Origin of the sequence: Natrinema sp. LN54 (assembly GCF_052439245.1) — an archaeon.
Lineage (GTDB): Archaea > Halobacteriota > Halobacteria > Halobacteriales > Natrialbaceae > Natrinema > Natrinema versiforme_A.
In genome coordinates, this window is record NZ_JBQVRP010000001.1 from 631,608 (window position 1) to 650,457 (window position 18,850).

Below are 18,850 nucleotides of genomic sequence, written 5' to 3' on the forward strand. Positions count from 1 at the left end.
TCGCCCCGCTCCCGTACTCAGCCGAGCATCGCAAACGAGAGCACCAGCAGCGCACAGACGAGCGCGCCGGACAGCGTCGCGAGGAAGTTCACGCTCTGATTGCCGAGCAACGATCCCTCGAGCGTCGCGCCGAGCAGGCTGTCGACGGTCATCCCGACGATGCCGGCGACGGCGATGACCGCCGCACCGAGGAGTCCGACCTCGGGAAAGAGCCCGGAGGCGATGCCGGCGACGACGGCCGCACCGACCATACCGGCGAGTTCGCCCTGCCACGTGACGCCGCCGTCGGTCCCGGGATCGACCGGCTCGAGGGTGGTGATCAGCCGCGGCGTCTCGAAGACGCTGCCGATCTCGCTCGAGAGGGTGTCGCTCATCGCGGTCGCGATGGAACCGGCGAAGGCGAAGAGGAACAGTTCGGGCTCGCGGGGCAGGAAGCCGGCGTCGCTGGCGGCGTAGCCGAGGACCGCGGCGAGCGCGACGGCGGCGTTGCCGAGGACGTTGCCGCTGCCCCGGGCCCCGTTGTTGTCCTCGGCGACGCCGAGGTCCTCCTTCCGATCGTAGCGGAACTTCGTCGAGAGGCCGCCGATGGCGAAAAAGGAGATGAGGACGGCGAACCAGCCGTAGCCGCCGAGGACGATCGTCAACAGCCCCAGCAACACGCCGGTGAGCATCCCCGCGATGGAGGCCGTCTCGAGCGCGTAGGAGGCGTAGCCGAACGCGACCGTGATCGCGAGCGCAATGACGATTTCGCCGCCATTGATAGCCGGCTCGAGTTCCGCGAGCAGCCAGAGTAGGAGGCCGACCGAGAGGACGACGATCGGGTCGTCGGACCGCAACAGGACGTCGCGGAGGAGGGCGGCGAGCAGGGCCCCGCTGGCGGCCAGAAAGACGACGACCGGCAGTGCCGACGCGGCGGTCTCACCGGTGACCGAGTAGGTGACGGACTGCCCGACGACGGCGGCCCCGATCGCGGCGAGACAGAAGCAGGCGACGCGGACGACCGAGTCGTCGGTACGGAGTCGGACGAGTTGCTCGCCGAGGTTGCCGTACCCGACCAGCAGTATCGTGCCGACGAAGACGGCGACCGGCATCGACGCCGCGGTCGCCATGAGGCCGAGCGCGACCCCCGCGAGGACGAACGTGATGAGGCCGTAGAGGCGCGAATCCTCGTAATCGCCCGGATACGCGAGGAGGTCGAACAGCGGTCCGCCGGTGATCACGTAGGCACCCAGCAGGACGACGCCGGCGAGCGCGGCCGCCGCCCGCGGATCGAAGAGCGGAACCGCGAGCGAGAGGGTACAGAGGGCCGCGAACACGCCGGCTCGCCGAACGGGTGCTGTCACGATATCGGTCCCTTTCTGTGGCGTTCACTTGAAGCTTCGTGAACCCGGCTCGAGTCGGGTAGCACCCGCTCAGATGCGTGAAACGGGGGTGGTTCGCCGCACGGGTATCGGTGGCGACGACCCGTAACCGGTATGCCACCGGCCGTGAAAGTCGCTGGCGTGGGACTGTACGAACGGTATCTGGCCCTCCGGATCCGCCGCCACGAGGCCGACCCGCCCGACCACGTCGCGCTCGTGATCACCGAACGCGACCTGTTAGAGCGGGGTGCCTACGAGACGCTCACCGACTTCTTCGAGTGGGCGGTCGAGTACGCCTCGCAGATCACGGTCTACGTGAGCGTCCTCGACGCGGCGGCGGTGCCGGCCCTGCAGCGCGAACTCGAGACGATCGATGCGCCGCGACCGGTCGCCGTCCGCGGCCCGGAAGACAAGGCACGGGCCGACGCGCCGATCCGGATCGGGATCGGGCTCGGCGGCAAACACGAGTTCACCAGCGCGGTCCGGACCCTCGCCGAGCGCGTCGACGACGGCGACCTCGAGCCCGACGAGATCGACGACGAGCGCGTCGAGGACCACCTCGTCTTTCCGTCGGAGCCGGATCTGGTGATCAAGACCGGCGCGGAGCGGCTCTCGGATTTCATGATCTGGCAGTCGGTCTACTCGGAGCTATACTTCACGGACGTGAACTGGCGGGACTTCCGCAAGCGGGACTTCCTGCGGGCGGTCCGCGAGTACTGCAACCGGTCGCGGCGCTTCGGTCGCTAATCGGCCGAGTCACGCGGCGGGTCATTCGAACTCGATTCGGGAATGCCAGCGAGGTCTGCGACCGGATCAGCGGCGGCGACGACCGGCCTGTCGAGCCGGACGGTGTCCGAGTTGCAGTCGTACTCGAGGACATCGTGGGCCTCGAGTTTCGGGAGGACGACGTGGTTGAGCGAAAGGCGGACGGCGCGTTCGTCGGCGTCGTCTCGACCGGCGACGGCGTCGGTCAGCCTGTCGACCGAGAGCGGTGGTTCACACGCCGAGAGGACGTGGAGCGTGAGACGGGTTCGGGGGTTCGCGAGGAGCGCGTACGCCTCATCGAGCGGGACATCCGTGAGGCGAACGAACCGCTCGACGTCGATGGCTGGGGCGCTGGTCGGTGCCGACATCGTACGTATCGTTGTTCGAATGACAAATAAAGGTCTTTGGGTGGGGTGGGAGACGGCGACCACGCCGACACCGCGGCCCGATCAGTCCGCGATCCGGCTGTTCGAGTCGTTCGCCTCGAGGTCCCCGGCGTCGGGTCGTTCCGAGGAGGGCAGCGAGTCGCGAAACCGGTCGACGATCGAGCGAGCCTCGGAGAGTTCGGGCTCGCTGACGGCTCCGAGCAGGGCCAACGCGCGCCGGGCGCGGGTCCGCCGCCACGACTCCTGTCGGTGTTCGTAGGTCCGGATACCGCGCAGGAAGTCGGCTTTCGAGAACTCCGGCCAGTAGGGCGTACAGAAGAAGACGGCGGCCTCGTTGCCGTTGGCGTGCCACGGCAGGAAGTTCGAGGTCCGCTCCTCGCCGGCGGGGCGAATAATCAGGTCCACGTCCCGGATCGGCTGATCGTACAGCCGGCGTTCGATGTCCTCGATATCGATCGCGTCGGGGTCGAGGTCGCCCGCCTCGACGTCGGCGGCGACCCCGCGGGTGGCCTCGAGCAGTCGCGAGCGACCGCCGTACGCGAGCGCGATATTGAGCACGAACCGGTCGTAGTCGCGCGTGCGGCGTTCGGCGTAGTCGATAGCGTTTTGGACCCGTTCGGGGAGCATGTCCGTCTCGCCGATCGCGCGGATACAGACCCCGTTATCGTGGACGCGGTCGGCGTCCGCGAACTCGTGGAGCTTCTCGCAGAGCAGGTCGAACAGCGCCTCGTTTTGCTCGTCGGGGCGGTCGAAGTTCTCCGTCGAGAACGTGTACAGCGTCAGCTCCTCGACGCCGATATCCTGACACCACTCGAGGACCCGTTCGGTCGTTTCGGCTCCTGCACGGTGGCCCTCGTGGGCGTCGCCGCCCTGACTGCGGGCGTACCGTCGGTTCCCGTCCTGAATCACCGCGACGTGCGTCGGTGCGCCGGAGATCTCCCGAGAGAGCAGCCGCTCGTAGGCCGTGTCGACGCGCTGACGGAGCCACCGCTTCATTACTCGACAAAAGGTCATTGAACACTATGTGTCTTGCGTGTGACCCGTCCGCAGTGAGAATCGGTCCCGTCTTTTGTCGGGGCCGCCGGACGGGGGAATCGTGACGGCTATCCGTCCGGACTGCGAACGGCCGCCAATGCCAGACGCGATCGACGACGACCTCTACCGGCGGACCAAGGCACTGCTCGAGCCCGGGGACATCGCCCTCAACGGGGCGGTCGTCCGAACCGATTACGACGGGCAGGAAGACGTCAAGATGATGCAGGCGACGATCGACGTCGGCGACGTCATCGCCGAACACTCCGGGTACGACCCGAAAGACTGCTACGTCTACTCGGGCAACGACGATCCCGACTTCTCCTCGAACCAGCATCAGGGTCTGACCCTCGAGGACGAGGAGTTCGTCTGGGAGTGCCAGCAACTGCTGCGGGAGGGCAGTTTCGATATCGTCATCTACTACAAGGCGAGCGCGGACCACGAGGCGATCCTCGAGGACGTTCGCGATCTGGGCTTCGATGTGATGGGCGTCGAGGGCGAGTGAACTATCGTCGCTCTTGAAACGAGTTACACACCGATCGCAACGCTATCCTGCGATCGGGTGTGCAGTGACGTTCAAGAGCGACTATAACGGGTCGAGCGGGCCGGTATTTTCGGGAGAGCCTGCGACCGATCGGACAGTCAGATAGCTCTCGCCGGGTGCGGTTCCAATTCGCTTATACACCGTCAGTCCCGAGGAGTTCCTATGACTACGGACGTCGACCTCACCGAGCGCGAACGGGCGGTCGTCAACGCCTTTCAGGGCGGGTTTCCCGTCGTGGAACGGCCGTTCGAGGACGCCGCGGCGGCCATGCGCGACCGCGGGGTCGACATCGATGCGACGGAACTGCTCGAGACGATTCGGGACCTCGACGAGCGGGGCGTGCTCTCGCGGTTCGGGGCCCTCGTCAACGCCCAAGAGATCGGCGGCGCGGCGACGCTGGTCGCCATGCACGCCCCCGACGATCGGTTCGACGAGATCGTCGAGGCGGTCAACGACCGCCGCGAGGTGGCCCACAACTACGAGCGCGAGCATCCGCACCTGAACGTCTGGTTCGTCGTGAGCGTCGCCGACGAGGACCGCGTCGAGGAGGTGCTCGCCGAGATCGAGGACGAGACGGGCCAACCAACGTACAACCTACCCAAGCGACAGGAGTTCCGCGTCGAGGCCAAGTTCTACGTCGACGGCCCCCTCGACGGCGGGGGCGATATCGAGGCCGCCGGCGTCGACTGCTCGGCGCTCGGCCCCGACGTCGCGCCGACCGACGCCGCGGCGCTGTCGCCAGCGGAACGGGACCTCATTCTCGAGATTCAGGACGGGTTCCCCCTGACCGAAACGCCGTATGCGGACATCGCCGATGCGATCGGGCAGGAGATCGACTGGGTGCTCGAGACGATCACGCGGTTCGAACGCGAGGGGAAGATCCGCCGGATCGGCGTCGTGCCGAACCACTACGCGCTGGGATACACGGAAAACGGGATGACGGTCTGGAACGTCCCGGACGATGTCGTTCCCGAGGTCGGCCCGGAGGTCGCCGCCTTACCGTTCGTCACCCACTGTTACCGGCGGCCGCGCCACGAGGGCGTCTGGCCGTACAACTTCTTCGCGATGACCCACGGCCGCAGCGAGGAAGAGAGCCGCCAGCGCGTCGAACAGGTTCGGGAACGGATGGAGGAATATTGGGACGTAACTCCCGACGACTGGGACACCTTGCACTCGACGCAAATATTGAAGAAGACCGGTATACGGATGGCAGAGCGAGCCGACGCGAACACCAGAGCGCAGTAGCGCCGCCGGACGTGCCAGAGTATCTCCAATGATTCCACTTCTCCACGATTTCACGAACGAGACGGTGCTGATCTTCGGCGGCGGACCCGTCGGGGCCCGGAAGGCCCGCCGGTTCGCCCGCGAGGCGCGGGTGATCGTCGTCAGCCCGGCGTTTACCGATCGGGACTTCGGCGACGCCGAACTGATCCGGGCCGGGCCCGCCGCCGACGACGTTCCGGCGTGGCTCGAGCGGACCGCACCCGCCCTGGTCGTCGCCGCGACGGACGACGCGGCGATCAACCGAGCCGTCGCCGACGCGGCCCGCGACCGGGGGGTGCTCGTCAACCGGGCGGATCGGTCGGGCGAGCGCGAGTCCGACAGCGTCGTCGTTCCCGCGACCGTGCGCGAGGACCCCGTTACCGTCGCGGTCGCGACCGGCGGCACGGCACCCGCGCTGAGCAAGTACCTGCGACAGGAACTCGAGGAGACGGTCGACGGGGCCGGCGAGATGGCTCGAGCCTGCGGGGGACTGCGCGAGGAACTCAAATCGCGGGACGTATCGGCGGGCCGACGACGAGAGATCGTCACGGATGTCGTCAATTCTCCGGATGTTTGGACAGCTTTACGTACGGGTACTTCTAACTACCGTCAAGTGATTGAGGACGTGCTCGGCGAGGAACTATCGACTGGGGGTGATCGGCCATGATGTCGACCGGGGTCGTGACCGCTGCACGGGTGACCCACGAGAGCGGTAGCGTCGACCAACTGGCCGTCGCCAGTCCCGACAGTCAGGGGGCTGCCGTAGACGAACTCCTGACCGTTCCCGATATCGAGGAGGCGTACGTCCTCTCGACGTGTAACCGAGTCGAGGCGTACGTCGTCGCTCCCGACCACGCCATCGGTCGGGCCGCCCTCGAGGAACTGTTCGCCGGGGTCGACGACGAGGCCGTCGTCACGACCGACCACGACGAGAGCCTGCAGCACCTGCTTCGGGTGGCCGCGGGACTCGAGTCGGTGATCCTCGGCGAGGACCAGATCATCGGGCAGGTCCGGACCGCCTACGAGGACGCCCGCGACGCCGGCGGCATCGGCTCGATGCTCGAGGCCGCCGTCACGAAGGCGATCCACGTCGGCGAGCGCGCCCGCACCGAGACCGGTATCAACGAGGGCGTCGTCTCGCTGGGCTCGGCCGCGACGCGCCGAGCCGCCGCCGAAATCGCCCTCGAGGGGGCGACCGCGCTGGTCGTCGGCGCCGGCGAGATGGGACAACTCGCTGCGCGCAGCCTCGCGGCCGCCGGGGTCGACGAACTCGTCGTCGCCAACCGGACCGTCGCCCACGCCGACCACCTCGTCGGCGACATCGAGGACGAGACGAACGCCACGGCCGCGCCGCTCGAGGCGCTCGATACCGTCGCGAGCCGCGCCGATGTCGTCGTCACGGCGACCGGAAGCGAGAACCCGATCCTCGGCCCCCGTCAACTCGAGGGCGAGACCGACGAGGCGGGGGACTCAGAGACCGAGCAGGTGGTCGTCGACCTCGGCCAGCCACGGGACGTGTCCCCGGCGGCCGACGCGCTGCCGTCGGTTCAGGTCTTCGATCTGGACGACCTCGAGTCGATTACCGAGGAGACCCGCGAGCAGCGGGCCGACGCGGCCCGCGAGGTCGAGGCGATGATCGACGCGGAGTTCGACCTGCTGACCGAGCAGTACAAACGGGCCCGCGCCGACGAGGCGATCGCGGCGATGTACGAGTCCGCCGAACGGATCAAGGAGCGAGAGGTCGAGACCGCGCTCTCGAACCTCGGCGAGGAAACTACCGAGGAGCAACGCGAGGTCGTCGAAGCGATGGCCGACGCGCTGGTCAACCAGTTGCTCGCCCCACCGACCAAGAGCCTACGCGAGGCGGCGGCGGAGGACGACTGGAGTACCATCCACACCGCCCTGCAACTGTTCAATCCGGAGTTCGACGCCGACGACGGCCCGCTCGCACCGCCGTCGGCCATCACTGCGAACCCCGATTCGGGAATCGGCGCGACCGACGACGACTGAGCGATCGGCGGGCGAGCGAGCGGATTTTCGAATCGTCGTGACTCGAGACCATCAGTTCCTCTGTAGCGGTCGCACTGCCGGCGCTCTAGAGTGAGCGATCGAGTCGTACGGAACCGCAGAAACCCCTACCCGGAGTCGGCCGTGTCGAAGTGTTACCGATCCGGTGCGCCGTACTCGACGTGGACCGTCGGGACGCTCGCGGAATCGGGCGCTTCGTTGCCGTTCCAGTCGACGAGACGAACGTTCGCCATCTGACCGGAAAAGCGGAAGCGCTGGACGCCGACGTCGATCGCGCCCTCGGCGACGCCGCCGGCGACGACGGTTCCCTCGGCGACGGGATCGTCGGCGAGCATCTCGAGGTCGCCGTCGACGGCGATCTCGTAGTTCGAGGGGACGCCTCGTCCAACGATTGTTACGAGATTTGGAAGTGTACTGTCAGTTGCGTCCGTGGCGGTCCGGTTCTGTACCGGTGTATCGCGTGCCATGCTCCGATAACCCGAGTATCCCGGCATAAGCTTTCCTGTCGATAGAATGGTAAGAATGGATGAATACGGTGAATGGGCAACCAATCGCAGCCGCCGGACGGTGCGCGGCCAACGTTTACACGACGCGGCGTGGTCGACAGTCTCATGCTCGAACTCTATCAGGCCGAGAGCTGTCCGCACAGCAGCGACGTCCGCGAGAAACTGACGGACCTCGGCGTCTCGTACGTGATTCACAACCCGCGACGGCCCGGCCACGAGGGCGGTGACGTGCTCAACGAGTGGGCCCAGCGGGCGATGACGGACCTCGGCGGCGAGGATGCGATCCCGTTCCTCGTCGATACCGACCGCGAGGAACAACTCTACGAGAGCGAGGACATCGTCGACTACCTCGAGGAACACTACGGGTAACGGGGTCGCTGTCAGGGACTGTCGCTCCGAGACGCGCGATCGACCGCTCAGTCGCTCGAGGGAACCAGATCGCGAACGAGGACCTCACCGGCGACATCTGGCGCGGTCGGACGGACGATCGATTCGCTCGAGTCGATCGTGTGTCCCGTGTCGACGTGGTGGTCGATGGCCGCCTGCGAGCGGTCGCGCTGGGACGGTTCGTCGGTCGCGTTCAGACTCCAGTCGCAGTCGAGACAGTACTTCATCGTGAATTCGTCTCCGACCGGACTCCTGAATCCCTTTCGGTCTCGGTCTCGAGGACGACCCGGCCATCGCTCTCGACGCGAACGCTGTGCCCGCAGTAGGTGAACGAAACGGAACCGGCATCTCGCTGCTGGGATCGGGTCGGTTCGAAGAGGCCGTCCAGCGCGGTCGAATCGATCGCGTCGTGAAGCGGTGGCGAAAGCTCGAGCGGATCGATCCCTTCGCGTTCCGCGACCGCTTCGACGACGCGGACCGACACCGGAGCCTGTGCATCGTCGGCGGTTCGGTTCGAGGGCTGAGAATCCATTATCCGAGTAAGGCCGGTGAAATACATAAGGATAGTGGTATATCTTGTTGCTGCTGGCCAGCAGGAAAGATCGGTTCTGGCTGCGGCCCACAAAAGGAAGGAATAATCTGCTCCGAGCCATCTCCACAAGTATTTATCGGCCGTTCTCATCCCGAGTCCGGTTCGTCGACGAGTTCGTAGCCGAAGTGATCGTAGGGGCGGCTGTACTCCGTTCTGAGCATCTCGGAGCGTTCGATCTCGAGGCCGAGGCCGTCCAATTCTTCGGCGGTCGACTCGACGTCTCCGGCCTGCATACCGACGACTTCGACGTGCAGGTTCTGCGATCCGGTCAGCAGTTCGCGAGCGTGGACGACGTTCGACAGCTCGATCGTCCGCTCGCAGAGGTCTCTGCGCTCGGTGATTGGAGCCGTACAGACGAACAAAATGTGGTGGGGCGCACCCGCCTTTTCGTAGTCGATTACCGGATCGAACTTCTCGAGGACCCCCTCGTCTTCCAGCCGCTGGATGCGGTTGCTGACGGTGCTCGAGGAGACGTCGATCCGCTCGGCGATCTCGTCGTGGGTGAAATCCGCACGACTCTCCGCCTGCAGGAGGTAGAGGATCGCGTGGTCCGTGCCGTCGAGTTCCATACGGACGGTCCGCCGTCGATCGAAAAGGGTACTGGCCTTGAAATATCGTCGGGACGGACTCGGGCCGGTTCCGCTGCCGGCGCTCTCGAGCGGCGATCGCTCAGTACAGTTCCGCGAACGACTGGACGCGGTAGTCGCCGAGCACGCACTGGCCACGCCGCTCGTGGCCGACCCGTTCGACGTGGATCGCGTCGAGGCCGGCGTTCCACGCCGCGCCGACGTCGCAGGCGCCGTCGCCCGCGAGCACGCCTCGGTGGCCGTTGTGGCCGACGCCAAGATCGGACATGACCGACTGGACGGGCCCCGGATCGGGCTTCCAGCCCGTCTCCTCGGTACAGCACAGGCGCGCGTCGAACCAGTCTCCGATCCCGAGGTGGTCCAGGACGGGTTCGGCGAGGAACTCCTGACAGTGCGTGACCAGGCCGACCGGCACCTCGAGGTCGGCGACGAACGCCGCGTCCTCGTGGAGATAAGTCTGTTCGGCTCGGACCATGGGGTCTTCCTCGTCGTGGAAGGCCTCCCAGAACTCGACGGGGTCGACTCCCCACTCCTCGAGTTGGCGGTCGCGAGAGCCGGTGAGGCCGCTCCAGAGGATATCTGCCTCCCGGTCAGTGAACTCGCGGCCGACCCGGTCGCCGACCCGGTCGAACACGTCGCGAGTGTAGGACCACTCGACGTCGACGAGCGTCCCGTCGAGGTCGAGCAGCCAGAAGTCGTAGTCGCGCTCGAGCACCATTCGGACGCAGGAATAGGTGGTTCTCGAGTAAATGTCTGTCGACCGAATCGAGAGCCCGCGAGGCTGATCCGCGACCGGCGGTTCGTCAGTCCGCCGTCGGCCGAACGCGGTCGGCGTACTCCGCGACGAGCGTCTCGTCGGCGGGCCGGAACTCGTCGGTCCAGACCGCGTCCGGATCGATCTCCCCCTCGAGCAGCGCCGTCTCCGAGAGCGTTTCGCCGAGTCGTTGCCAGCGATTCCCGTCCTGTGCGCCCCAGCCGTGGTCCCGGACGTACGGCGTGAACTGGAGTTGATGGGCGGCGGTCTCGAACTTCAGTCGCTCGATCTCCCGGTTGCGCTCGAGCGTGGCGTTGCGGTCGACCAGCACGTCGATCGCGCGCTCCGGGTCGCGGGTCGCGGCGGCCCAGCCGCGGGCGGTCGCCCGGAGGAACGATCGGATCGTCTCGGATCGTTCGTCGGCGAACTCGGGACCGGTGACGAGCGTCATCCCGTAGATGTCGAGATACTCGCCGATCGGGAGTTCGTCGGGCGTCCGGTCGTGCTCCCGCCCGATTTCGATCCCGTTGGTGACCACGCCGACCGCGGCGTCGACCGTCCCGTCGATCACCTTGTGCTGGACGCGGTGGTGCGTGTGCGGATCGACCTCGAGGAGGTCGACCTCGTCGCGGATGCCCGCGTCCTCGAGCAACTGGGCCGTGAGGATCCGCGTCTTCGTCGCGGATGGCGCGACGGTTCGGCCGGCGAGTTGTGCGGGGTCGGTAAGCTTCTCGCCGAAGACGTCCCGCAGCGTGTAGACGGCCGCCGGCGTCTTCTGGGTCACCGCCGCGACCGCGAGCGGCTCGAACCCCTCGCTCTGTTTCGTCAAGACGGCGCTCGCGCCGGCGAGCGCGATATCCGCGTCGCCGCGGGCGGCGCGTTCGGCCGCGTACGGCGAGCCGTGGCCCTCGACGAACTCGACCTCGAGGCCTTCGTCCTCGTAGAATCCCGCCTCGCGGGCGAGGAAGTACGGCGACTGAAACCCGTTTGGCTCCCAGTTGAGCTGAAACGAGAGGGGGGCGTCGGTCATGCCTCCACCTCGAGTTCGGTTCGGAACAGCCCCTCGGGGAGTTCCGCGACGCCGAGTGCATCCGCGCCGGCGACCGATTCGAGGTGGTCGAACAGCCGTTCCATCCCCTCGACGGTAGTCTCGTCCCAGTCGGCGACGACCATCGCGCGCCACCGGTCGCGGACGGCTCGGACGACCTCGGGGTCGTCCTCGTACATGAGCCGCTCGCCGATCTCGTCCCAGAGGTCGTCGTCGCGCTGTAATCGCTCCACTGCGTCCCGAAACGCACTGCGGAACCCGCGAACCGCATCGGGATGGTCAGACAGGTACGTCTCGCTCGTCAGGAACGTCGAGACGGGGATCGGGCGATCGGCGTCGGCTTCGGTGCCGGCGAGTCGATCGACCAGCGTCGACATCGGCAGCACCTCGCGATACGGCCCGGTCTCGACGATCTCCGGAACGATCTGCCAGAACTGCAAAATGGCGTCGACCTCGCCGTCCTCGAGCAGCCGCGTGAGTTCGACCTTCGAACCGGCTTCGACCGGCGTCGCCGTCTCGTCGGGGTCGAAGCCGTGGGCCTCCCGGCAGGCCGCCCGGACGAGGATCCAGTTCTTGTCGAGGCGTCTGACGACGCCGATCCGGTGGCCGGAGAGGTCCGCAAGGCCCTCGATCCCGGAGTCCTCGGGGACGACGAGGCCGCCGACGGTCTGGCCGTAGGGGTGGAACGCGACGATCGGCGCGCCGTCGGCGCGCTCGCGGGCCGTCGAGATGTAGTCGATGTCGATCAGGTCAGCGTCGCCCTCCTGCAGTTTCGCCTCGACGGTCTCCCGGCCCTCGTCTAACTCGTCGGAGACGAGTCGCAGGTCGAGGTGGAAGCCGTGGTCGTGATCGTAGCCGAACCGCTTGATTGTGTAGAGCATATACCGCGGGCTGCCGTTGTGTTCGAATCGCGCCCGCAGGACGGGGCGGTCGCCGGGGTCGCCCTGATACTCGTCGATCGCGGCCTGTTGTGAACTGATGTCGATTTCGGTCATGGTTGGTGTGTGGGGGGAGTGGGTGTGAGTCGCCGGAACCGCTTACAGCGGCGCGACGATGTCGTCGATCGCCGCGTTCTCGTCGATCAGTCCGCGGTCACGCATCCAGTCGAGGTGGTCGTCGAGTTCCTCGCGGTCGACGGGGTCGGGGACCTCGTACCGCGGCACGGTGATCTCCTCGCGGACGGCCGCGACGTCGACGTCGTCGAACAGGTCGGGCGCGACCGCGGCGTCGGCCTCGAGCATTTCGAGGTACGTCCCGCGGAAGGCGTCGGGGTTCGCGTTGATGTCCGCGACCGCACGGCCGTAAGCGCGCAGGAACGCCTCGAGCAGGTCCCGGTCGATGTCCTCGCTCCCGACGATGCCCATGTGGTTGTCGTACTCGAGGAGGCGTCGGAACCCGAGGTGGTCCGCGAGGGTGCTGTGGGGATCGATGAGCGTCACGGCGTCGACGCGTCCCTCGTGAAGCGCCCGGAGTCGGTCGGTCGGCATCCCGCAGCCGACGAGGTCGATCTCGTCGGGGGAGACGTGATCCTCGAGCGCTTTGCGGGCGGTGTACTCTTGGCCGGTCCGCAGATTGACCCCGACCGGAACGCTCGCGAGGTCGGACGGCGATTCGATTGCGGAATCCGGGCGGGTAAAGACCGTGTACGGGAGGTTCGCGAAGGTGCCGTTCGCGACAACTCGCCCGTCGTCCATGTCCCACGTCCGGCGGATGCTCTCCCACTTGCAGATCGGGTAGAGATCTACGTCGTAGTCGCCCGTCAACGTCTCCTCCGCGGGGATGTACTTGACCGAGACGTCGCGTCTGTCTCGCTCGACGAGATCGACCGCGAGCCCCTCCTCGCGGTAGTAGCCCCGTTCGGCCGCCACCGTCTGTGGCAGCATGAACGAGAACGGGAGGTGGAACAGCCGGACCGATTGGTCTGCTAACATGGAACAATGCACATCGGAGAGCGGCTTAAAACGTTTTCATGATACGTTTATCAGTGCAGACGTGGTGAGTGAGCCCCGTTCCCATGAAACGGATATCGACGGGCCACGCGGAGTTCGAGGAGGTCGCCGACGGGGTCTCCCTCGCGGACCTTCCCGCTGGGGAGCAAGCAGGCATGGTCTACTGGAAAATCGAATCGGGGGCCACGCTACCGTCTCATACGCACGCGAACGAACAGATCGGCTTCGTCCTCGAGGGGGAACTCACCGCCATCGTCGAGGGCGAGGAGTACCCGCTCACGGCCGGCGACGCGTACATGTTCTCGAGCGACGAGCGCCACGGGGCCGAAAATCGGACCGACGAGGACGCGGTCGGCATCGGCGTCCTCGCACCGCCGCGGGAGGAACCCGACTGGCGGCGAACGCCGTCTGCAGTCGATCAGGACTGACGCGGCCGACACGCGTGTCGGCCGCGGAAAGCCGGCCCGAGCGGAAACGGTCGGTTTGCAGGCCGACCCGCAGCCGCTGCCACGGATAGTATATTGGGGCTATCCGTGGTACGCCTGCGCATGGACGCCGTCGATCACATCAACGTCGATGTCGACGCCCTCGAGCCCTGCTACGAGTTCTACCGCGATACCCTCGAACTCGAACTGGTCAGACCACCCGCGGATTTCCAGGGCGCACACGCGATGTTCCGGGCCGGCGAGACCGTCGTCACGCTCGCCGAAACCGGCCGCGCCGAGAACTGGGGCGACCGCGGGCTCGAGCACCCGCTCGACAAAGCTCATCTCGCGTTCGAGACCGACCGCGGGAACTACGACGCGCTGGTGGCCGCCCTCGACGAGCAGTTCCCGAAACAGGGGCCGTACGACTGGGGGGCGTTCGAGGGGTTCTACTTCCTCGATCCGGACGGCAACCTCCTCGAGGTCGTCACGTACGAGGAGCCCGACGGCGAGCGGTCCCGGCAGCTACTGACTCACGAGGACGTCGAGTGACGACGAGCGCCCGAGCCCGGACTCGAGCCGGGTCCTCGCGCCCTCACGACGAATCGGTCACTCGGATGCTCGAGCCCAGATACTTCGAGAGTACCTCGGAGACGCTCTCGGCCTTGAATAGCTCGAGGTCCGCCGCAATTTCCGACTCGAGGGCCTCGAGATAGGCCTCGTCGGTCTGGAGTTCGCGGAAGTCGACGGCCTCGACGGTCCGCTCGGGGACCCCGAGCCACTCCGCGGCGAGCTGTCGGGCGTACTCCTCGTCGGAAACCTCGCCGCGCCAGAGCGTGTTTCGGAAGAAGAGCCAGCCCTCGGTGCCCGGCTCCGGCGCGTCGCGAAAGAGGGTGACCGTCGTCTCGGCGCTGCTCGGCTCGAGGGAGACGAACGCCTGTGCGGGTTCGATGCGAAGCCGAACGCGGAAGGTGTAGTTGGCATCCATGTGGGATCGACGGGGCGGCCCGGATCGATTTCGGTGACGGTGTCGATCTCGAGTCCGCTCGGACGGACTGTTGTCTGTATCAGGCGTCGCGCTCGGACTCGATCAGCTCCGCCATCTCGATGTCGTCCTCGGTGATACCGCCCTCCTCGTGGGAGGTCAGTCGGATCTCGACGCCGGCGTACCGAATGATGATCTCGGGGTGGTGAAACTGCGCCTCGGCGATTTCGCCGACCATCTGGGCGAAGTTGACGCCGCGGAGGTAGTCGTCGAACTCGTAGGTCCGGACGATTTCGTCGTCCTCGCGGTCCCAGTCGTCGGGGAGTTGCTCCTCGATCTCCTCGTCGGAAAGCAGGTCAGCCATGTGGAGCCGAACGTAAGCCACCCAAATAACGATTGTGTCGTGTTCCGCCTCCCTGCGGGCGATCACCGGTCGAGACGGCCATCAGTCGAACCGGGACCGCTCGCCCGCGGGCTCGAGTTCGGCGTCGACCAGCGTCTCGTAGGCCCGTCGGAACCGCTCGGAGAGCGCCTGATGGGAGATTCCCAGCTCCTCGGCCAGCTCCTCCATCGAGATCCCGCGCGGGATTTCGAAGTAGCCGTACTCGAGGGCCGCCTCGAGGGCTTCCTGCTGTTCCGGGGTCAGCCGCGTCTCGTGGTCGTCGACGTCGGTCACGTCGGTCACCCGTCGGAGATCGACGTTGACGCCGCAGTCGACTAACCGATCGTAGGCGTCACAGAGCGTCTCGCGATCGCGGTAGCGCACCGTCACCTGCCACCAGCCGTCGCTCGCCCGGGCCTCGAGCAGCGAGCCGCCGTCCGCGAGCAGGTCGTCCCAGAGTCGGTTCGTCCCCGCGCCCTCGGCGAAGGTCACGTCGTACAGCAGCCGCGATCCCGTTTCGACGAGGAGTTCGGCGTCCTCGACCGAGGGGTCGGCCGCGAAGGCGGCGTCAGCCGTCTCGCGATCGACGCCGGACACCCACAGCGACGGGCGCGTCTTCGAGACCGACGACTCGAGTTCGAACGTGGCCGCCGGCGCGCGCTCGAAGGTGGTCGCCAGCGCGGTCTCCGTCGCCGGAAGCCGGAGGTCGGCTATCGTCGACATCGGGCGTCGTACACCGCCGACGCGTAAAAACCGCTGTTGCGCTGGGAGTGATTGTCGGACTCGGTGACACCGTGGCGGGATCGATCCGATCCCGAATTCGCTCAACGGGCATCCCAGACGGAAACCGCCGCGACCGACCGCCGGAACTGGCCGGCCACAACCTAAAGCCCGACGACCGCAGAGCACGACGCATGCCCTCGCGTCTGGACGATGAAACCGACTTCGAGGAACTGGCCGCCCGCGTCCGCACGCAGTCACAGCAAGCGCCGGGCTCGGACACCGAACGGGTGACGATCCGCTCGCTCGAGGGCGTCTCCTCGGACACGCTCGAGAACTTGCTCGAGGCTGCCGAGAGCGAGCACCTCGAGCCAGGCGAACTCGTCTTCGTCCTCTCGCGGGCCAACGCCGAACTGCTCTGCGAGCGGGAGTTCGACATCGACGACGTCGCGGAACTCGAGGAGGTACTCGGTCGGCGGGTCCGGGTCGAGGGCGAGATGCCCGACGACACGATCCTCCTGTTGCATCCCGAGGCCGTCGAGGGGGAGACGCTGGTCGAACCCGAGGCGATCGCCTGCGGGATCGTCGGGAGCGACGAGCCCTGAGAACGTCGCCGGCGAACTCGGCTACCTCGCGGTCGGTCGACTCGCGGCCGACGCGTGGCCGGCCGCCTTGGCCGTCGCGCTCGTCGTCTCCGCGCTGGTCGGACTCGTTCCCATCCTCGGCGGACTGGTCGGATTCGTGATCGGGATGATCGGGATGGGAACGGTCGTGATAGAAATCAGGGAGTGACGGCTTACGTCCGCGAGAGCAGTGCCTTGAGGTGCTCGAGCGAGACGAGCGACGTCGGTCGGTCCATGTGAACGCCGATCTCGCCCGACAGCGCACCCAGTCCGATCCGCTGGACGGGCTCGGGCAGCGAGTAGGCCCGCCGGATCCAGCGGCCCAGTTCCTGTTCGCGCTCGAGATCGTCGCGCCACGCGCGCTCGTAGGCCGCGAGCGTGGTCGGCCGATCGGGGTCGATCTCGCGGGCGGCGTGGTCCGCGCTGGTCATGCCATAGAGGATCCCGCCGCCGGTAAACGGCTTGGTCTGGGCGGCCGCGTCGCCGATGAGAAACGCCCGGCGGGTCGTCACGCGGTCCGGCGGCCCGATCGGGATCGCGCCGGAACAGCGGTGGGCAACGTCGATCTCGTAGCCGTCGATCAGCTCCTCGAAGTGTTTGGTCACCTGCACGCCCGGCGGGGCCGCGAGGCCGTACTCGACGCCGGCCTCGCCGCGGGGGATGCGCCACGCGAAGAACGTCGGCGGCGTGAGGTGGACGTCGACGAAGTCCTCGTAGTCGACCTCCTCGGAGAAGGCGAGCACGCCGTGGAGCAACTCCTCGGGCTGTGGCAACTCGAGTTCGTCGCGAACTCTCGAGCGCGGGCCGTCGCAGCCGGCGAGCATCTTCGCCTCGAACTCGACGGTGCCGTCGGGGCCGTTCGCGACGACGTCGACACGGTCGCGGTGTTCGGTGACCTCGGTAACGGTGTGTTCCTCGCGGACGTCGGCGCCCGCCTCGCGTGCGAGGTCGGCGAGGTGGCGATCCAGTCCCACGCGGTCGATGACGTTCGACGCGACCTCGCGCTTGTAGAACGGGTAGGCGTCGCTGTCGGGACCGCCGACGTGGAACCGCGCGCCGTAGACCTCGTTCTGGAACAGCTCCTCGCGAGCGCCCTCGCCCGTGAACTCCCAGACGTCCGTACTCACGTGGCCCGAACAGGCGAGCGGCTCGCCGACGGTGCCCTTCTCGAGGGCGAGCACGTCGTAGCCTTCCTCGGCGGCCCGGCGGGCAAAACGCGCACCCGGCGGTCCGACGCCGACGACGACGAAATCGTACATACCCGGCACGTTCACGGCGGCCGGTAAATAGTTTCTCGAGATATTCGCGGAGGGAGTACTAAATGGATCCCGCTGGTCGTGACCCCCATGAGCGAACTGGTAGCATCCGACGAGACCACCCCGATCGACCGCAGCATCAGTCTCGAGGACGGCGCAGCGAGCGAACCGACGCCGCCGAGTATCGACGCGTTCGGCCACGAGGCGGGCGCGAAACGGCTCGAGGGGACCGACGCCGAAGCCAGCGGTGAGACGGCGTGAAACTCGCGACGTTCGCGGTCGACACCCCCGTCGGCCCCGTCGAACGCATCGGGGCCGTCGACGAGTCGACCGACACCGACGATACCCCCGCAGGCGAGGCCGCCCTCGTCGATCTCACCGCTGCCTACGGGGCGACTCTCGAGGCTGAAGGCGAACCCGCGCCCGCGGATCTGGCTCGCTCGCACGTCCCGCCGGAGATGATCGCCTTCCTCGAGCGCGGCGACCGGGCGATCGCGGACGCCAGAGAGGCGCTCGAATACGCGGCCGAGACGGACGCCGAGCGCGGTCCCGGCGGTGCCAAACTCCGGTACGAGCCCGGCGAGTACCGACTGCTCGCGCCGCTGCCGCGACCCAACTCGCTGCGGGACTGCATGGCGATCGAGGAGCACGTGGAAAACAGCATGGACGGCGAGATCGCGGACGTCTGGTACGACCTGCCGGTCTACTACAAGGGCAACGCCGACAGCGTGGTCGAGCCCGGCGAGACGGTCCAGTGGCCCGACTACTCGGAGATCATGGACTACGAACTCGAGATCGCTGCAGTGATCGGCGAGCGCGGCCGTGACATCCCCGCAGAAGAAGCCGAGAAGCACATCGCCGGCTACACCGTGTTCAACGATTTCAGCGCCCGCGACATCCAGGGCGAGGAGATGGAGGGGCGGCTGGGTCCCGCGAAGGGCAAGGACTTCGCGAACGGGCTCGGCCCGTACCTCGTCCCCCGCGAGGACATCGACGTGCTCTCCGCCCCGATGACCGCCCGGATCGACGGCGAGGTCTGGTCTACCGGCACCGTCGACGAGATGTACCACTCCTTCGCCGACATCATCGAGCACGTCTCGCAGTCCGAGACGCTCTACCCCGGCGACGTCATCGGCAGCGGCACCGTCGGCGAGGGCTGCGGGTTGGAGTTAGGCCGGTGGCTCGAGGACGGCGATACCGTCGCGCTCGAAATCGAGGGGATCGGCACGCTCGAGCACACCGTTATCGAGTGACCGA

General features: G+C 67.0%; 26 protein-coding genes. 11 read left to right on the forward strand and 15 right to left on the reverse strand.

Going from position 1 to position 18,850, the window contains the following annotated elements; translation table 11 throughout:
* Positions 1–17: 17 nt before the first annotated feature.
* Positions 18–1,343, reverse strand: coding sequence for a DUF92 domain-containing protein (locus ACT4ML_RS03135; protein WP_444719553.1), 1,326 nt, complete (start codon positions 1,341–1,343; stop codon positions 18–20).
* A 159-nt stretch (positions 1,344–1,502) separates the two neighbouring features.
* Here ACT4ML_RS03135 and ACT4ML_RS03140 point away from each other — a divergent pair, with 159 nt between their 5' ends.
* Positions 1,503–2,108, forward strand: a complete 606-nt coding sequence (locus ACT4ML_RS03140; RefSeq protein ID WP_138246706.1) for an undecaprenyl diphosphate synthase family protein — start codon at positions 1,503–1,505, stop codon at positions 2,106–2,108.
* Here the strand turns inward: ACT4ML_RS03140 and ACT4ML_RS03145 are convergent.
* Entirely contained in the window at positions 2,105–2,494 is a 390-nt protein-coding gene (locus ACT4ML_RS03145) for a DUF7344 domain-containing protein (protein ID WP_444719554.1), read from the reverse strand. The genes ACT4ML_RS03140 and ACT4ML_RS03145 overlap by 4 nt on opposite strands.
* Positions 2,495–2,575: 81 nt before the next feature.
* Positions 2,576–3,508: a polyprenyl diphosphate synthase gene (gene uppS / locus ACT4ML_RS03150; RefSeq protein ID WP_444719555.1), complete on the reverse strand. Its 933-nt coding sequence runs from the start codon at positions 3,506–3,508 to the stop codon at positions 2,576–2,578.
* A gap of 136 nt (positions 3,509–3,644) precedes the next feature.
* Between uppS and ACT4ML_RS03155 the strand changes: the two genes are divergently transcribed.
* From ACT4ML_RS03155 to hemA, 4 genes are all read left to right on the forward strand, one after another.
* On the forward strand, positions 3,645–4,049 hold the full coding sequence (locus ACT4ML_RS03155) for a DUF5778 family protein (protein ID WP_444719556.1): 405 nt from the start codon (positions 3,645–3,647) through the stop codon (positions 4,047–4,049).
* 201 nt (positions 4,050–4,250) lie between these two features.
* On the forward strand, positions 4,251–5,333 hold the full coding sequence (gene ahbB / locus ACT4ML_RS03160) for a siroheme decarboxylase subunit beta (protein WP_444719557.1): 1,083 nt from the start codon (positions 4,251–4,253) through the stop codon (positions 5,331–5,333).
* Between the two features lie 28 nt (positions 5,334–5,361).
* Positions 5,362–6,018 carry a precorrin-2 dehydrogenase/sirohydrochlorin ferrochelatase family protein gene (locus ACT4ML_RS03165; RefSeq protein WP_444719558.1) on the forward strand — a complete coding sequence of 219 codons (657 nt, stop codon included), beginning with the start codon at positions 5,362–5,364 and terminating at the stop codon, positions 6,016–6,018.
* Positions 6,018–7,361 (forward strand): glutamyl-tRNA reductase, encoded by a 1,344-nt coding sequence (gene hemA, locus ACT4ML_RS03170; protein WP_444719881.1) that lies wholly within the window; start codon positions 6,018–6,020, stop codon positions 7,359–7,361. Before ACT4ML_RS03165 ends, hemA begins: the two co-directional genes overlap by 1 nt.
* A gap of 152 nt (positions 7,362–7,513) precedes the next feature.
* On the opposite strand, the gene ACT4ML_RS03175 is transcribed toward hemA, so the two are convergent.
* Entirely contained in the window at positions 7,514–7,846 is a 333-nt protein-coding gene (locus ACT4ML_RS03175; RefSeq protein ID WP_444719559.1) for a hypothetical protein, read from the reverse strand.
* A 144-nt stretch (positions 7,847–7,990) separates the two neighbouring features.
* On the opposite strand from ACT4ML_RS03175, the gene ACT4ML_RS03180 reads away from it, so the two are divergent.
* Positions 7,991–8,254 carry a glutathione S-transferase N-terminal domain-containing protein gene (locus ACT4ML_RS03180; RefSeq protein WP_138243917.1) on the forward strand — a complete coding sequence of 88 codons (264 nt, stop codon included), beginning with the start codon at positions 7,991–7,993 and terminating at the stop codon, positions 8,252–8,254.
* 47 nt (positions 8,255–8,301) lie between these two features.
* On the opposite strand, the gene ACT4ML_RS03185 is transcribed toward ACT4ML_RS03180, so the two are convergent.
* The 7 genes from ACT4ML_RS03185 to ACT4ML_RS03215 all read right to left on the reverse strand — a co-directional run bounded on the left by ACT4ML_RS03185 (position 8,302) and on the right by ACT4ML_RS03215 (position 13,184).
* Complete coding sequence (locus ACT4ML_RS03185) at positions 8,302–8,499, reverse strand: hypothetical protein (protein ID WP_138243916.1); 198 nt, start codon at positions 8,497–8,499, stop codon at positions 8,302–8,304.
* Positions 8,496–8,804 carry a HalOD1 output domain-containing protein gene (locus tag ACT4ML_RS03190; protein ID WP_444719560.1) on the reverse strand — a complete coding sequence of 103 codons (309 nt, stop codon included), beginning with the start codon at positions 8,802–8,804 and terminating at the stop codon, positions 8,496–8,498. The genes ACT4ML_RS03185 and ACT4ML_RS03190 overlap by 4 nt, the downstream gene beginning before the upstream one ends.
* 146 nt (positions 8,805–8,950) lie before the next feature.
* Positions 8,951–9,433: an Lrp/AsnC family transcriptional regulator gene (locus ACT4ML_RS03195; RefSeq protein ID WP_444719561.1), complete on the reverse strand. Its 483-nt coding sequence runs from the start codon at positions 9,431–9,433 to the stop codon at positions 8,951–8,953.
* A 100-nt stretch (positions 9,434–9,533) separates the two neighbouring features.
* Positions 9,534–10,169, reverse strand: coding sequence for an HAD family hydrolase (locus tag ACT4ML_RS03200; RefSeq protein ID WP_444719562.1), 636 nt, complete (start codon positions 10,167–10,169; stop codon positions 9,534–9,536).
* Between the two features lie 85 nt (positions 10,170–10,254).
* On the reverse strand, positions 10,255–11,235 hold the full coding sequence (locus tag ACT4ML_RS03205) for an ABC transporter substrate-binding protein (protein WP_444719563.1): 981 nt from the start codon (positions 11,233–11,235) through the stop codon (positions 10,255–10,257).
* The gene (locus ACT4ML_RS03210; protein WP_444719564.1) at positions 11,232–12,248 is read right to left on the reverse strand and encodes an ABC transporter substrate-binding protein; all 1,017 of its coding nucleotides are present in this window, start codon (positions 12,246–12,248) and stop codon (positions 11,232–11,234) included. The genes ACT4ML_RS03205 and ACT4ML_RS03210 overlap by 4 nt, the downstream gene beginning before the upstream one ends.
* A 42-nt stretch (positions 12,249–12,290) precedes the next feature.
* Positions 12,291–13,184, reverse strand: coding sequence for an ABC transporter substrate-binding protein (locus ACT4ML_RS03215; RefSeq protein ID WP_444719565.1), 894 nt, complete (start codon positions 13,182–13,184; stop codon positions 12,291–12,293).
* A gap of 83 nt (positions 13,185–13,267) precedes the next feature.
* Between ACT4ML_RS03215 and ACT4ML_RS03220 the strand changes: the two genes are divergently transcribed.
* Positions 13,268–13,630 (forward strand): cupin domain-containing protein, encoded by a 363-nt coding sequence (locus ACT4ML_RS03220; RefSeq protein WP_138243908.1) that lies wholly within the window; start codon positions 13,268–13,270, stop codon positions 13,628–13,630.
* Positions 13,631–13,750: 120 nt separating this feature from the next.
* Positions 13,751–14,179, forward strand: a complete 429-nt coding sequence (locus ACT4ML_RS03225) for a VOC family protein (RefSeq protein WP_444719566.1) — start codon at positions 13,751–13,753, stop codon at positions 14,177–14,179.
* A 43-nt stretch (positions 14,180–14,222) separates the two neighbouring features.
* Here the strand turns inward: ACT4ML_RS03225 and lwrS are convergent, their stop codons facing one another.
* The 3 genes from lwrS to ACT4ML_RS03240 all read right to left on the reverse strand — a co-directional run bounded on the left by lwrS (position 14,223) and on the right by ACT4ML_RS03240 (position 15,717).
* Positions 14,223–14,615, reverse strand: a complete 393-nt coding sequence (gene lwrS, locus ACT4ML_RS03230) for an LWR-salt protein (protein WP_444719567.1) — start codon at positions 14,613–14,615, stop codon at positions 14,223–14,225.
* Between the two features lie 79 nt (positions 14,616–14,694).
* A complete protein-coding gene (locus ACT4ML_RS03235; RefSeq protein ID WP_444719568.1) occupies positions 14,695–14,976 on the reverse strand; it encodes a 4a-hydroxytetrahydrobiopterin dehydratase in 282 nt (93 codons plus the stop codon).
* Between the two features lie 81 nt (positions 14,977–15,057).
* Positions 15,058–15,717, reverse strand: a complete 660-nt coding sequence (locus ACT4ML_RS03240) for a helix-turn-helix domain-containing protein (protein ID WP_444719569.1) — start codon at positions 15,715–15,717, stop codon at positions 15,058–15,060.
* 191 nt (positions 15,718–15,908) lie between these two features.
* On the opposite strand from ACT4ML_RS03240, the gene ACT4ML_RS03245 reads away from it, so the two are divergent.
* Positions 15,909–16,319, forward strand: a complete 411-nt coding sequence (locus ACT4ML_RS03245) for a hypothetical protein (protein ID WP_444719570.1) — start codon at positions 15,909–15,911, stop codon at positions 16,317–16,319.
* Between the two features lie 191 nt (positions 16,320–16,510).
* On the opposite strand, the gene ACT4ML_RS03250 is transcribed toward ACT4ML_RS03245, so the two are convergent.
* Complete coding sequence (locus ACT4ML_RS03250) at positions 16,511–17,596, reverse strand: geranylgeranyl reductase family protein (protein ID WP_444719571.1); 1,086 nt, start codon at positions 17,594–17,596, stop codon at positions 16,511–16,513.
* Positions 17,597–17,683: 87 nt separating this feature from the next.
* On the opposite strand from ACT4ML_RS03250, the gene ACT4ML_RS03255 reads away from it, so the two are divergent.
* Both ACT4ML_RS03255 and ACT4ML_RS03260 read left to right on the forward strand, forming a co-directional pair.
* A complete protein-coding gene (locus ACT4ML_RS03255; protein ID WP_444719572.1) occupies positions 17,684–17,854 on the forward strand; it encodes a hypothetical protein in 171 nt (56 codons plus the stop codon).
* Positions 17,851–18,846, forward strand: coding sequence for a fumarylacetoacetate hydrolase family protein (locus ACT4ML_RS03260; protein ID WP_444719573.1), 996 nt, complete (start codon positions 17,851–17,853; stop codon positions 18,844–18,846). The genes ACT4ML_RS03255 and ACT4ML_RS03260 overlap by 4 nt, the downstream gene beginning before the upstream one ends.
* The last annotated feature ends 4 nt before the right edge of the window (positions 18,847–18,850 follow it).

Coding starts and splice junctions, on each gene's coding strand:
- ACT4ML_RS03165 (WP_444719558.1), top strand. CDS start 5,362: ATGATTCCACTTCTCCACGATTTCACGAACGAGACGGTGCTGATCTTC.
- ACT4ML_RS03225 (WP_444719566.1), top strand. CDS start 13,751: ATGGACGCCGTCGATCACATCAACGTCGATGTCGACGCCCTCGAGCCC.
- ACT4ML_RS03195 (WP_444719561.1), bottom strand. CDS start 9,433: ATGGAACTCGACGGCACGGACCACGCGATCCTCTACCTCCTGCAGGCG.
- ACT4ML_RS03240 (WP_444719569.1), bottom strand. CDS start 15,717: ATGTCGACGATAGCCGACCTCCGGCTTCCGGCGACGGAGACCGCGCTG.
- ACT4ML_RS03155 (WP_444719556.1), top strand. CDS start 3,645: ATGCCAGACGCGATCGACGACGACCTCTACCGGCGGACCAAGGCACTG.
- ACT4ML_RS03205 (WP_444719563.1), bottom strand. CDS start 11,235: ATGACCGACGCCCCCCTCTCGTTTCAGCTCAACTGGGAGCCAAACGGG.
- ACT4ML_RS03145 (WP_444719554.1), bottom strand. CDS start 2,494: ATGTCGGCACCGACCAGCGCCCCAGCCATCGACGTCGAGCGGTTCGTT.
- ACT4ML_RS03180 (WP_138243917.1), top strand. CDS start 7,991: ATGCTCGAACTCTATCAGGCCGAGAGCTGTCCGCACAGCAGCGACGTC.
- uppS (WP_444719555.1), bottom strand. CDS start 3,508: ATGAAGCGGTGGCTCCGTCAGCGCGTCGACACGGCCTACGAGCGGCTG.
- ACT4ML_RS03190 (WP_444719560.1), bottom strand. CDS start 8,804: ATGGATTCTCAGCCCTCGAACCGAACCGCCGACGATGCACAGGCTCCG.
- ACT4ML_RS03245 (WP_444719570.1), top strand. CDS start 15,909: ATGCCCTCGCGTCTGGACGATGAAACCGACTTCGAGGAACTGGCCGCC.
- ACT4ML_RS03255 (WP_444719572.1), top strand. CDS start 17,684: ATGAGCGAACTGGTAGCATCCGACGAGACCACCCCGATCGACCGCAGC.
- ACT4ML_RS03250 (WP_444719571.1), bottom strand. CDS start 17,596: ATGTACGATTTCGTCGTCGTCGGCGTCGGACCGCCGGGTGCGCGTTTT.
- lwrS (WP_444719567.1), bottom strand. CDS start 14,615: ATGGATGCCAACTACACCTTCCGCGTTCGGCTTCGCATCGAACCCGCA.
- ACT4ML_RS03175 (WP_444719559.1), bottom strand. CDS start 7,846: ATGGCACGCGATACACCGGTACAGAACCGGACCGCCACGGACGCAACT.
- ahbB (WP_444719557.1), top strand. CDS start 4,251: ATGACTACGGACGTCGACCTCACCGAGCGCGAACGGGCGGTCGTCAAC.
- ACT4ML_RS03235 (WP_444719568.1), bottom strand. CDS start 14,976: ATGGCTGACCTGCTTTCCGACGAGGAGATCGAGGAGCAACTCCCCGAC.
- hemA (WP_444719881.1), top strand. CDS start 6,018: ATGTCGACCGGGGTCGTGACCGCTGCACGGGTGACCCACGAGAGCGGT.
- ACT4ML_RS03220 (WP_138243908.1), top strand. CDS start 13,268: ATGAAACGGATATCGACGGGCCACGCGGAGTTCGAGGAGGTCGCCGAC.
- ACT4ML_RS03185 (WP_138243916.1), bottom strand. CDS start 8,499: ATGAAGTACTGTCTCGACTGCGACTGGAGTCTGAACGCGACCGACGAA.
- ACT4ML_RS03210 (WP_444719564.1), bottom strand. CDS start 12,248: ATGACCGAAATCGACATCAGTTCACAACAGGCCGCGATCGACGAGTAT.
- ACT4ML_RS03200 (WP_444719562.1), bottom strand. CDS start 10,169: ATGGTGCTCGAGCGCGACTACGACTTCTGGCTGCTCGACCTCGACGGG.
- ACT4ML_RS03215 (WP_444719565.1), bottom strand. CDS start 13,184: ATGTTAGCAGACCAATCGGTCCGGCTGTTCCACCTCCCGTTCTCGTTC.